This is a genomic window from Amycolatopsis suaedae (assembly GCF_004214935.1).
In the GTDB taxonomy this organism is placed as follows: Bacteria; Actinomycetota; Actinomycetes; order Mycobacteriales; family Pseudonocardiaceae; genus Amycolatopsis; species Amycolatopsis suaedae.
This window is the reverse complement of sequence record NZ_SFCC01000005.1, coordinates 444,633-458,389: the sequence shown is the minus strand read 5'-3', so window position 1 is coordinate 458,389 and position 13,757 is coordinate 444,633. Positions and strand designations below refer to the sequence as shown.

Annotated in this window: 2 protein-coding genes (1 of these 2 only partly in view); both read left to right on the top strand. The window is 75.2% G+C overall.

Annotated elements, in window-relative coordinates; translation table 11 throughout:
• Positions 1-424: 424 nt before the first annotated feature.
• The gene (locus EWH70_RS12580) at positions 425-1,621 is read left to right on the top strand and encodes a cytochrome P450 (RefSeq protein ID WP_130475500.1); all 1,197 of its coding nucleotides are present in this window, start codon (positions 425-427) and stop codon (positions 1,619-1,621) included.
• Between the two features lie 3 nt (positions 1,622-1,624).
• Positions 1,625-13,757, top strand: the 5' portion of a protein-coding gene (locus tag EWH70_RS12575; RefSeq protein ID WP_130475499.1) for a type I polyketide synthase. It continues 10,874 nt past the right edge of the window; 12,133 of the gene's 23,007 nt are visible here — the first part of the coding sequence; its start codon is at positions 1,625-1,627; its stop codon lies off the right edge, out of view.

The following is a 13,757-nucleotide window of genomic DNA, read 5'->3' as shown; positions in this document are numbered from 1 at the left end:
GACAGCTCTACCGCGCCCTCACCACCGACATAGCCCAGCTCACCAACACCACTTGACCTCTATAGGAGCATCCTTCAGCACATGAGACGACAGAAACCCGGCCTTCACACCGAACACCGGGCTGGCCGGCCCGCGCGTCCGTGGCAGGCATGCCCGGTCCCGGCGGGATGCGGGCGCGAAGGTGGAACTCGCGTGCCGGAAGGCGGAGTTCGCGTGCACGAGCGTGGAGTTCATACCGTGAGATGTCCCTCTCGCGGCACGGACCCGCGAGTCCCACCTTCGTGCACGCGAGTCCCACGCTCCCGCACGCCAACTTCACGCTCCACGGCATTCGCGCCACGCGCTGGTCACTCTAGGGATTTCCCGACCGGCGCCGGACGAAACTCGCAACGAACCCCGAGTGAGCCGAGAAGGTGGACTGACAATGACAGTGTCAGAGGAACTGCCCGCCCTGGAGTCCCTGCGCTCGCCCGCACTCGGTGAGAACCCCGTGTTGCGTTCCATGCAGGAGCGCAAGCCGATCTGGCGGGTACGCACGGAGACCGGGGACGAGGCCTGGCTGGTGCTCGGCGCCGACGAGGTCAGGAAGCTCATGCTCGACCGCAGGCTCGTCCGGACCCACCCCAAGCCCGAGGACGCCGCGCAGTTCACCGACAACCCGATCTTCCGCATGATCGCCGGCGGCACGGGCGGCGGCGACGCCCACCCCTACGACGTGCACGCCCAGCAGCGCTCGCTGCTCATGCCGTTGTTCACCCACAAGAAAATGACCGCGCTGCGGCCCAAGGTCGAGAGGATCGTGCACGAGGCGATCGACCGGATGCTCGCCAGGACACCGCCGGTGGACCTGCAGGCGGCGATCTCCGTGCCGGTGCCACTGGTCGTGCTGTGCGAGCTGATGGGCGTTCCCGAGGACGAGCGCGACCACTTCGCCGCCCTGCTCGACCGGATGCACCTGGTCGGCGACGACTCCGGTCAGGCGGACTTCTTCGGCTACCTGATGGACCTGACCGCGCGCAAGCGGTCCGCACCCGCTGACGACGTGCTCTCCACCGTCGCCGCCATTCCCGGCTGCTCGGACGCGATCGCCGCGACCACCGCCTGCCTGCTGGTGTTCGCCGGGCACGAGAGCGTCTCGTCCCACATCAGCAACGGAATGGCCCGGCTGCTGACCCGGCCGGACCTGCGCGCGCAACTGACCGCCGACCCGGACCTCATCGACGGGGCGGTCGAGGAACTGTTGCGCACGGCCAATTTCGGCGGCGGCTGGCAGCCGCACTACGCCTACGAGGACATCGAGATGTGCGGCGTGACCATCCGCGCCGGTGACCTGGTGCTGCCGGACTTCGCCATGGCCAACTACGACCCGCGTGCCTTCGACGCCCCGGACGAGATCGACTTCCACCGCGCGCCGAACAACCACCTGACCTTCGCGCACGGCGTGTGGCACTGCGTGGGCGCCTCGCTGGCGCGGCTGGAGCTGCGCATCGTGTTCAGCCTGCTGCTCGACCGGGTGCCGACGCTGCGCCTGGCGATCCCGCGGGAGGAACTCGGCGCCCGCGGCGAGGACGACCCGCAACGCCTGGCGTCCACCCTGTCCAGCCTCCCGGTGGCCTGGTAACCCATGACCCGAGACAGCGCCGCGAGCAACGAGGACCGCCTCCGCGACTACCTGCAGCGGGCGAGTGCCGACCTGCGCCGGACCAGGTCACGCCTGCAGGAGCTGGAATCGGCCGCGCACGAGCCCATCGCGATCGTCGGGATGGGCTGCCGCTTCCCCGGCGGGGCCGCGAGCCCCGAGGACCTGTGGCGCATGGTGGAGGCGGGCGAGCACGGCATCACGGCGATGCCGGACGACCGCGGCTGGTCGGTCGAGGCGCTGGAGTCCTCGGCGTCGCTGTCCGGCGGTTTCCTGCACGACGCCACCACGTTCGACGCCGACTTCTTCGGCATCTCGCCACGCGAGGCGCTGGCGATGGACCCCCAGCAGCGGGTGCTGCTGGAGACGACCTGGGAGGCGCTGGAGCGGGCCGGGATCGACCCGCTGACGATCCGGGGCAGCCAGACCGGGGTGTTCGTCGGCGCCATCCCGCAGGACTACTGGGCCGGTCCGGACGACAACGCCGACGGCTACGGTCTCACCGCCACCACCAGCAGTGTCCTTTCCGGACGCGTAGCCTACGTGCTCGGCCTGGTCGGCCCGGTGCTGACCGTGGACACGGCGTGCTCGTCCTCGCTGGTGGCACTGCACCTGGCGGCGCGGGCGCTGCGGGCGGGCGAGTGCTCGCTGGCGCTGGCCGGCGGTGTGACGGTGCTGCCCAGCCCGCTGACCTTCGTCGAGTTCAGCCGCCAGGGCGGGCTGACCGCCGACGGCTTCTGCCGGTCGTTCGCCGACTCGGCCAACGGCACCGGTCTCGCCGAGGGCGTCGGCGTACTGGTGCTGGAGCGGCTGTCCGAGGCACGGCGCAACGGGCACCAGGTGCTGGCCGTGCTGCGGGGCTCGGCGATCAACTCCGACGGCGCGTCCAACGGGCTCACCGCGCCCAACGGCCCGTCCCAGGAGCGGGTGATCGAACAGGCGCTGGTCGACGCACGGCTGGCCGCGGACCAGGTGGACGCCGTCGAGGCACACGGCAGCGCCACCCCGCTCGGCGACCCGGTGGAAGCCGAGGCGCTGCTGGCGGCCTACGGCCGCAACCGCGACCCGCGGCGGCCGCTGCTGCTCGGGTCGGTGAAGTCGAACATCAGCCACACCCAGGCGGCGGCCGGGGTCGCCGGGGTCATCAAGATGGTCATGGCGATCCGCAACGGGGTCCTGCCGAAGACCCTGCACGTCGACCGGCCGACGTCCCATGTGGACTGGTCGCCGGGCACCGTCCGGCTGCTCACCGAGAACACCCCGTGGCCGGAGACCGGTCAGCCACGCCGGGCCGGGGTGTCCTCGTTCGGGCTGTCCGGCACCAACGCCCACGTCATCGTGGAGCAGGCCGAGGAACAGCCGGCGGAGCGGGAGACCCTGTCCGGCCCGGTCCCGTTGCTGGTCTCCGCACGCGGCGAGGCCGCCCTGCGGGCCAGGGCGGCCGACCTGCTGTCCACTGTGGAGCAACGGCCCGAACTGGACCTGACCGGCCTGGCCCGCTCACTGGCCGGCTCCCGCGCGTCGCTGGAACACCGCGCGGCGGTGGTCGCGGCCGACCGGGACACCGCGCTGGCCGGACTGGCTGCCATCGCGCGGGGACGCGGGCTCGCCGAGGGCGTCGTGCGTGGCCGCCCCCGGCTCGCCGTGCTGTTCGCGGGCCAGGGCACGCAACGGCTCGGCATGGGCCGCGAGCTGTACCGGCGGTTCGGCGTGTTCGCCGAGGCACTGGACGCGGTACTGGCCGAACTCGACAGGCACCTGGACGTCCCGCTGCGCGAGGTGCTCTGGGGCTCCGACGCCGCGGAACTGGCACACACCGTGCACGCGCAGCCCGCGTTGTTCGCGGTCGAGACCGCGCTGTACCGGCTGGTCGAGTCGTGGGGGATCGTCCCGGACTTCGTCGCCGGGCACTCGATCGGCGAGGTGACCGCCGCGCACGTCGCGGGCGTGCTGTCACTGCCCGACGCCGCGACGCTGGTCGCCGCGCGCGGGCGCCTGATGCACGCGCTGCCCGCCGGCGGCGCCATGGTCGCGGTCGACGCGTCCGAGGCCGAGGTGCTGCCGCTGCTCGACGGGCACGGCGACCGGGCCGGGCTGGCCGCGGTCAACGGGCCGGAGTCGGTGGTGCTCTCCGGCGACGAGGACACGGTCACCGAGATCGCCGGGCACTTCGCCGGGCTGGGCAGGCGGACCAGGCGGCTGCACGTCTCGCACGCGTTCCACTCCCCGCACATGGACCCCATGCTCGCCGACTTCCGGCGCGTGGTCGCCGGGCTGTCCCCACGCGAACCATTGATCCCGGTGGTGTCGACGCTGACCGGCCTGCCCGCGACGATCGAGCAGCTCACCTCGGCGGAGCACTGGACCGAGCACGTCCGCGCGACCGTACGGTTCGCCGACGCCACGGGCTGGCTGCACGACCACGGGGCAGGCGCCTACCTGGAGCTGGGCCCGGACGGCACGCTGGCCACCCTCACCCGCGAGTGCCTTGGCGAGGACGTCACCGTCGTGCCGGCACTGCGACCCGAGCGCGACGAGGTGGAGACGATCGCCGCCGCGGCCGCCACCCTGCACACCAGGGGCGTCGCGGTCCGCTGGGACGCCTACTTCGCCGGCACCGGTGCGTCCACTGTGGACCTGCCGACGTACCCGTTCCAGCGTCGCCGGTTCTGGCCCCGCGACGGTGTCCGGGCCTCCGGCGACCTGCGGGCCGCCGGTCTCGGCGCCGCCGACCACCCGCTGCTGTCCGCCGCGGTGTCGGTGGCGGGTTCGGAGGGCACGCTGCTCACCGGACGGCTGTCGCCGCGGACCCAGCCGTGGCTGGCCGATCACGTGGTCGGCGGGTCGGAGCTGCTGCCCGGTGCCGCGCTGCTGGAGCTGGCGGTCCGGGCGGGCGACGAGGTCGGCTGCGACCGGGTGGCCGAGCTGACCATGACGGTGCCGCTGCACCTGCCCGCCGAGGGCGGGACCCAGGTGCAGGTGTGGGCCGGTCCGCCGGACGCGGACGGTGAGCGTGCCCTGGGCATCTTCTCCCGTCCCGACGACGCCGACGACCACGAGTGGACCCGGCACGCCACCGGCGTCCTCGCGACCGGGGGACCACGGCCGGAGCCGGACGGCGTGCGGTGGCCGCCGGAGGACGCCGAGCCGGTGGACCTGACCGGCCTCTACGACGGCCTGGCCGAGGAGGGTTTCGACTACGGACCGGCCTTCCGGGGCCTGACCGCGGCCTGGCGGCGGGACGCGGAGGTGTTCGCCGAGGTCGCCCTGCCCGCCCCGGTGGCCGAGGACGCCGCCGCGTTCGGGGTGCACCCGGCGTTGCTGGACGCCGCGTTGCAGACCGCCGCGCTGGCCGGCGGCGTGCGTGGCGGACTGCCGTTCGCCTGGGAGGACGTGCGGCTGCACGCGGGCGGTGCCCGGGCCGCCCGGGTGCGGCTCACCCCGGCCGGTGACGCGGTCGCCGTCGAACTCAGCGACCCCACCGGGGCGCCGGTGCTGTCGATCGGCTCGCTGCTGCTGCGGGCGCCCGACGGCGCCGCGGCGAGCACGCCGCCGGAACGGGACCTGTTCCGCCTCGACTGGGTGGAGGTCCCTGCCGAACCGGCCACCGGCCCGGTGGTCGTGCTCGGCCCGGACCCCGTCGGGCTCGCCACGGCCGCCGACTGCGCGACCTACGCCGACCTGGACGCGCTGGCCGCCGGTCCCGCACCCGAGGTGGTACTGTGCCCGGTCGCCGCCAGCGGTGACCGGGTCGGCGCCGCCCACGGCCTGACCGCCGGGGCACTGTCCCGGATCCAGGACTGGCTGGCCGACGAACGCTTTCCCGACGCCCGCCTGGTGTTCCTCACCCGCGGCGCCGTCCCCGCGGGGGACGAGGAGCCGGACCCGGCCGGCGCCGCGGTGTGGGGCCTGGTCCGCGCCGCGCAGGCCGAGCACCCCGGCCGGTTCGGCCTGCTCGACCTCGACCCGGACAACGGCGACCACGTCGGCTGGGTCCCCGGCGCGCTCGGCGTCGCCGAACCGCAGCTCGCGATCCGCGCGGGCATCCCGCTGGCCCCCCGGCTGGCCCGCCTTCGCCCCGGCGGGCCGGACACCGGCGTCTCCCCGTGGACCGGCGCGGGCACGGTCGTGATCACCGGCGGCACCACCGGGCTCGGCGCCGTCCTGGCCCGGCACCTCGCCGCCCGCCACGGCGTGCGGCACCTGCTCCTGCTCAGCCGCAGGGGAGCGGCCGCGTCCGGCGCGGCCGGCCTCGCCGCCGAACTGCGTGCGCTGGGCGCGGAGCCCGAGCTGGTCGCCTGCGACGTCGCCGACCGGGTCGCGCTCGCCGAGGCGCTGTCGGCCGTTCCGGCGTCGCGGCCGGTGACCGGCGTCGTGCACGCGGCCGGGGTCCTCGCCGACGGCGTGGTCTCCTCGCTCACCCCGGCGGCGCTGACCGCGGTGCTGCGCCCCAAGGTCGACGCGGCATGGCACCTGCACGAACTGACCAGGCACCTGGAGCTGTCGGCGTTCGTGACCTTCTCCTCGGTGGCCGGCCTGGTCGGTGCCGCGGGGCAGGGCAACTACGCCGCCGGGAACGCGTTCCTGGACGCACTGGCGGTGCGCCGCCGCGCCGAGGGGCTGCCCGGCACGTCGCTGGCCTGGGGGCCGTGGTCGGACGAAGCGGGGATGACCGCCCGGCTCGACGAGGCGAGCGGGCAGCGGCTGCGCCGCCTCGGCACGCCCCCGTTGCCGGTGGCCCGCGGGGTCGAGCTGTTCGACGCCGCGCTGGCCTGCGGCGAGCCGGTGGTCGCACCGGTGCGGTTCGATCTCGCCGCGACCCGGTCCGCCGACGCGATCCCGGCCGTGCTGCGTGGCCTGGTCCGCGGTCCCGCCCGCCGCGCGGCGGCCACCGGCCCGGGAGCCGGTGGCGGGCTCGCGCACCGGCTCGCCCGGCTCGACCCGGCCCGGCACCGCGACGCCGTGCTCGACGTGGTCCGCGAGGAGGCGGCCGCGGTACTCGGGCATCCCGACCCGCGCGCGGTCGACCCGGACCGCGCCATGGCCGACCTCGGCTTCGACTCGCTGACCGCCGTCGAACTGCGTAACCGGCTGGCGGCCGCCACCGGCCTGCGGTTGCCGGCCACCCTGGTCTTCGATTACCCGACCGTGGCCGCGCTCGCCGGCCACGTGCTGACCGAGCTGACCGGTGCGGGCGCCGCCACCCCGGTCACCGCGACCGGCACCGCCGACGCCGACGACCCGATCGTGATCGTCGGGATGAGCTGCCACTACCCGGGCGGCGTGCGGTCGCCCGAGGACCTGTGGCGGCTGGTCAGCGAGGGCCGCGACGCCATCACCGGGTTCCCCGCCGACCGCGGCTGGGATCTCGACGCGCTCTACCATCCCGATCCCGAGCACACCGGCACCTCCTACACCCGCTCCGGCGGGTTCCTGCACGACGCGGGCGAGTTCGACCCGGCGTTCTTCGGCATGAGCCCGAGGGAGGCGCTGGCCACCGACGCCCAGCAGCGGCTGCTGCTGGAGGCGTCCTGGGAGGCGGTCGAACGCGCCGGTATCGACCCGCAGCGCCTGCGCGGCAGCCGGACCGGGGTGTTCGCCGGCGTCATGTACGCCGACTACAGCGCGCTGCTGCGGGGCGGGGAGTTCGAGGGCCACGTCGGCACCGGCACCTCGTCCAGCGTCGTGTCCGGGCGGGTGTCCTACGTGCTCGGCCTGGAGGGGCCGTCGGTCACGGTGGACACCGCGTGTTCGTCGTCGCTGGTCGCGATGCACTGGGCGATCCAGGCACTGCGTGCGGGGGAGTGCTCGCTGGCGCTGGCCGGTGGTGTGACGGTGATGTCGACCCCCGCGGCGTTCGTGGAGTTCTCCCGGCAGCGTGGCCTGTCCGCGGACGGCCGGTGCAAGGCGTACTCCGACGCCGCCGACGGGGTCGGCTGGGCCGAGGGCGTCGGCGTGCTGGTGCTGGAGCGGCGGTCCGACGCCGAGCGCAACGGGCACCGGATCCTCGCCGTGGTCCGGGGTTCCGCGGTGAACTCCGACGGCGCGTCCAACGGGTTGACCGCGCCCAACGGGCTGTCCCAGCAGCGGGTGATCCGGCAGGCGCTCGCCGCGGCCGGGCTGGGTCCGTCCGATGTGGACGTCGTGGAGGGGCACGGGACCGGTACTGCGCTGGGTGATCCGATCGAGGCGCAGGCGTTGCTGGCGACCTACGGTCAGGACCGGGAGCGGCCGCTGCTGCTGGGTTCGGTGAAGTCGAACATCGGCCACACCCAGGCCGCCGCCGGGGTCGCCGGCGTGATCAAGATGGTGCTCGCGATGCGGCACGGCGAGGTTCCGCCGACGTTGCACGCGAGCACCGCCTCCGGCCAGGTGGACTGGACGGCAGGCGCGGTCGACCTGGTGACCGAGCCTGCCGCGTGGCCGGACGCCGGCAGGCCACGGCGTGCCGCGGTGTCCTCGTTCGGGTTCAGCGGCACCAACGCGCACACCATCCTGGAGGTGCCGCCGGAGACCGCGGCCGAACCCGGGCCGGAACAGCCCCGGGACGTGGTGCCGCTGGTGCTGTCCGGCCGGACGCCCGGTGCGTTGCGCGACCAGGCCGCCCGGCTGCTGCCGCTGGCCGGTGCCGGGCTGACCGACCTCGCCTTCTCCCTGGCGACCACCCGGTCCCCGTTCGAACATCGTGCGGCCGTGGTGACCGGCGACCCCGAGATCCTGCGCCGCGCGCTCGGTGCCCTCGCCGACGACCGCCCGGACGCCGCGGTGGTGCGCGACGAGGCGGTCACCGGCGACCGGCCCGCCATGGTGTTCGCCGGCCAGGGCAGCCAGCGGCCCGGCATGGGCCGCGAGCTCTACCGGCGGTTCCCCGTCTTCGCCGCGGCGTTCGACGCCGTCGCGGACGCGCTGGCTCCGCACCTGGACGCCCCGCTCGCCGACGTCGTGTTCGGCGGCGACGAGCTGATCAACGAGACCCGCTGGACCCAGCCCGCCCTGTTCGCACTGGAGGTGGCGCTGTTCCGGCAGCTGGAGGCGTGGGGGATCCGGCCAGGACACCTCGTGGGACACTCGGTCGGCGAGCTGGCCGCCGCCCACGTCGCCGGTGTGCTGACCGTAGAGGACGCGGCCGCGCTCGTCGCCGCCCGGGGCAGGCTCATGCAGGCGCTGCCCGCGGGCGGCGCGATGGTGGCGGTGGAGGCCACCGAGGCCGAGGTGCTGCCCGAGTTGGGGCCCGGCGTGGAACTCGCCGCGGTCAACGGCCCGCACGCCGTGGTGGTGTCCGGCGACGAGGAGCCGGTGACCGCCCTCGCGGAGTCGTTCGCCGCACGGGGACGCCGCACCCGGCGTCTGGCGGTCAGCCACGCCTTCCACTCGCCGCGCATGGACGCCGTGCTCGCCGACCTGCGCGAGGTGGCCGAGGGGCTGAGCTACTCCCCGCCGGTACTGCCCGTCGTCTCCACGCTGACCGGTGCCCTCGCCACCGACGAGCAACTGTGCTCGCCGGAGTACTGGGTCGAGCACGCCCGCCGGACCGTCCGGTTCGCCGACGCCGTGACCACGCTGGCCGGGCTGGGCGCCGACACCTTCGTCGAGGTCGGCCCCGGCGGGGCGCTGTCCGCCATGATCGCCGACACCCTCGGCGAGGACGTCACCGTCGTGGCGAGCCTGCGGACCGGCCGGGACGAGGAGTCCGCGCTGACCGGTGCGCTGGCCCGGCTGCACGTGCGTGGCGCGGCGGTGGACTGGGCCGCCTACTTCGCCGGTTCCGGTGCCCGGGTGCTGGACCTGCCCACCTATCCCTTCCAGCGCGAGGTCTTCTGGCCGCGTGCCGTCCCGGCCGCCGGCCCGGCGGACGCGTCGCGGTACCGGGTCACCTGGCGGCCCGTGCGGGTGCCTGCCGCACCCCGGCTGGACGGCACCTGGCTGCTCGTCGGGCACACCGCGGAGGCGGACGCCTGGCTGGCCGAGGCGCTGCGGGCGCACGGTGCGGAGGTCCGCGAGGCCGATCCGGCAACCGCGGGCGAGCTGCTGACCGGGGACGTGACCGGCGTGCTGTCCACGGTCGCGCTCGGCGAGCACCCGGAGCTGACGGCCGGGCCGGCGGCGACGGCGGCCCTGGTCCGCACGCTCGCCGAGAACGACCTCGAAATTCCACTGTGGACGGTGACGCGGGGCGCGGTGAGCACCGGGCCGGACGACCCGCCACCGGCGCCGCACCAGGCGGCGGTGTGGGGACTGGGCCGCGCGGCGGCGCTGGAACACCCACGCCGGTGGGGCGGCCTGATCGACCTGCCACCCGTCCCCGGTCCGGCCGACGCCGCCCGGCTGGCCGGCGTGCTGGCCGGCCGCGACGGCGAGGACCAGCTCGCGATCCGCACGCCCGCCGTGTTCGGCCGCCGCCTGGTCCGCCACCCGGCAGGCGAACCCGCCACCGACCCGGTGGTCCGTGGAACCGTGCTGGTCACCGGCGGTACCGGCGGCCTCGGCGCCGAGGTCGCCCGCTGGCTCGCCGGAGCCGGGGCGCGGCGCCTGGTCCTCACCAGCCGGCGTGGCCCGGACGCCCCCGGCGCGGCCGAGCTGAGCGCCGAGCTGACGGAGCTGGGTGCCGAGGTGGACGTCGTCGCGTGCGACGTCGCCGACCGCGAGGCACTGCGTGCCGTGCTCGACGCCGTTCCCGCGGACGAGCTGACCGGCGTCGTGCACGCAGCCGGCGTCAGCGAACTGCGGCCGCTCACCGAGACCGGGCCGGCCGACCTCGCCGCCGACCTGGCGGCCAAGGCGGTCGGCGCGGCCAACCTGGACGCCCTGCTCGATGACCGCGAGCTGGACCTGTTCGTGTTGTTCGGCTCGATCGCCGGGGTGCTCGGCAGCGCCGCGCACGCCGGTTACGGCGCGGCCAACGCCTACCTGGACGCGCTGGCCGAGCAGCGGCGGGCCAGGGGCCTCGCCGCGACGTCGGTCGCCTACGGCCCGTGGGCCGGAGCCGGGATGGCCACCGAGGGCGCGATCTCCGCCGAGCTCACCCGGCGCGGGCTGGTCGAGCTGTCCCCGGCGGCCGCGCTGGCGGCGCTGTGGCAAGCGGTGACGGGAGGCGAGGCCACGGTCACCGTCGCCGGTGTCGACTGGGCCCGCTACGCGCCGGTCTTCACCGCGGCCCGGCCCAGCCCGCTGATCGGCGACCTGCCCGAGGTGGCCGCGCTGGCCGAGGACCAGGCGCCCGCCGCCACCTCCGAACTCGCCGGTAGGCTGGCCGGGCTGACCGAGGCGGAGCAGGAACGGCTGCTGGTCGGGCTGGTACGGGCCGAGGCGGCGGCGGTACTCGGCCACGACCGGCCGGACGGGCTGCCCGAGCGGCGTGCGTTCCGCGACGCCGGGTTCGACTCGCTGACCGCGGTCGAGCTGCGCGGACGGCTGCGCGCGCTGACCGGCAGGCCGCTGCCTGCCACGCTGGTGTTCGACCACCCCGACCCGCTGACGCTGGCCCGGTTCCTGCGGACCGAACTGCTTGGCGCGAGCCCCGCGGCGACCGCGCCGGTCGCCGCCGCCCCGGCGTCCGACGACCCGATCGCGATCGTCGCGATGAGCTGCCGCTTCCCCGGCGACGTCCGCACCCCCGAGCAGCTGTGGGGCCTGGTCGCGGACGGCGTCGACGCCACCTCCGAGTTCCCGGCAGGCCGCGGCTGGCAGGGCGGCTACGTCCACGACCCCGACCCGGACCGGCCCGGCGCCACTTACACCACCCGCGGCGGGTTCGTCCACGACGCCGACCGGTTCGACCCCGGGTTCTTCGGCATCTCCCCGCGTGAGGCACTGGCCATGGAGCCCCAGCAGCGCCTGCTGCTGGAGACCACCTGGGAGTGTTTCGAGCGCGCCGGGATCGACCCCGCCTCCCTGCGCGACAGCCTGACCGGCACCTTCATCGGTTCCAGCTACACCCCGTACGGCGGAGGCGGCGGCGGTGAGGGCGGCGAGGGGCACGGGATCACCGGCACGATCCCGAGCGTGCTGTCCGGCAGGCTGGCCTACGTGTTCGGCCTGCGCGGGCCCGCGGTCACCGTGGACACGGCGTGTTCGTCCTCGCTGGTGGCCCTGCACCTGGCCGCCCGGTCGCTGCGGGACGGGGAGAGCTCGCTCGCCGTCGCGGGCGGCGTGACCGTGATGACGACACCCGACCCGTTCGTCGCCTTCAGCCGCCAGCGCGCACTCGCCGCCGACGGCCGGTCGAAGGCGTTCTCCGACGACGCCGACGGCATGGCGCTGTCCGAGGGCGTCGGCATCGTGGTGCTGGAGCGGCTGTCCGACGCGCGGCGCAACGGCCATCCGGTGCTGGCCCTCGTCCGCGGCGCGGCGATCAACTCCGACGGCGCCTCCAACGGCCTCACCGCACCCAACGGCCAGTCCCAGCAGCGGGTCATCCGGCAGGCGCTGGCCAACGCCCACCTGTCCACGGCCGACATCGACGCGGTGGAGGCACACGGCACGGGCACCGCGCTCGGCGACCCGATCGAAGCGGGCGCACTGCAGGCGACCTACGGGGACGGCCGCGATCCACGGCGGCCGCTGTGGCTCGGGTCGGTCAAGTCCAACATCGGCCACACCCAGTCCGCCGCCGGGGTGGCCAGCGTGATCAAGATGGTGATGGCGCTGCGCCGCGGCATGCTGCCCAGCACGCTGCACGTCGACCGCCCGTCCTCGCACATCGACTGGAGCGACGGCACGGTGGCACTGCTCGCCGAACCGGTCGCCTGGCCGGCGGGTGACCGGCCGCGGCGGTGCGCGGTCTCCTCGTTCGGCATCAGCGGCACCAACGCCCACCTGATCCTGGAGGAGGCCCCGCCTGCCGAACCGGCCGTCGCGCCGCCACCGGTGGAGCCGATCGTCGTCCCGTGGGTCCTGTCCGGGCGTGGCCCGGCCGCGTTGCGTGCACAGGCGGCCTCGCTGTTGTCCTTTGTGGACAGCCAGGAGCCCGCCCCGCTCGACGTCGCCCGTTCGCTGGTCACCACCCGTTCGCTGTTCGAGAACCGGGCCGTCGTGCTCGGCACCTCGGGGGCGGAGCTGGCCGGGGGACTGGCCGGGCTGGCCGGGGACGGCCCCGGCCAGGGCGTCGTCACCGGCACCGCCGACATCGACGGCCCGACCGTGTTCGTCTTCCCCGGCCAGGGTGCCCAGTGGACCGGGATGGGCGCCCGGCTGCTGGCCGAGTCGCCGGTGTTCGCCGAGCGGATCGCCGAGTGCGCGGCCGCGCTGGGCGAGTTCGTGGACTGGTCCCTGACCGACGTCCTGCGGCAGGCCGGGGACGCCCCGTCGCTGGATCGGGTGGACGTGGTGCAGCCGGTGTCGTTCGCGGTGATGGTCTCGCTGGCCGCGCTGTGGCGTTCCTGCGGCGTGCGGCCGGACGCCGTCGTCGGGCACTCCCAGGGCGAGATCGCGGCCGCCGTCGTCGCCGGCGCACTGTCCCTCGAGGACGGTGCCCGGGTGGTGGCGCTGCGCAGCCAGGCCATCGCGCGCCGGCTCGCCGGGGCGGGCGGGATGATGTCGGTCGCGTTGCCGGCCGCCGAGGCCGAGGACCGGCTGCGCCCCTACGGCGACCAGGTGTCGGTGGCCGCGGTGAACAGCCCCGGCTCGGTGGTCGTGTCGGGTGCGCCGGAGGCACTGGACGCCCTGTTCGCCGAGCTGTCCGCCGCCGGGGTACGGGTCCGGCGGGTCGCGGTGGACTACGCCTCGCACTCCGCGCAGGTGGGCGAGCTGGAGGACGAACTGCTCGCGGAGCTGGCCCCGCTGAACCCGGCGGCGGCCGAGATCCCGCTCTACTCCACCCTGACCGGCGACCTGCTGGACACCACCGGCATGGACGCCGGGTACTGGTACCGCAACCTGCGCCGGACGGTCGCGTTCGAGTCCGCGATCCGCGCCCTGCTCGCCGGGGGGCACCGCGCCTTCGTCGAGGTGAGCCCGCACCCCGTGCTGACGTTCGCCGTTCAGGAGACCGCCGACGAGCAGCTCCGCGCGGGCGAGCCGGTCGTCGTCGCCGGGACGCTGCGCCGCGACGACGGCGGCCTCGACCGCGTGCTGACCTCGCTGGCGGAGGTGTTCGTCCGCGGTGTCCCGGCCGACTGGG

What these genes read in the sequence shown, in the direction of transcription:
- EWH70_RS12580 (WP_130475500.1), top strand. Translation starts at nt 425, where the DNA reads ATGACAGTGTCAGAGGAACTGCCCGCCCTGGAGTCCCTGCGCTCGCCC.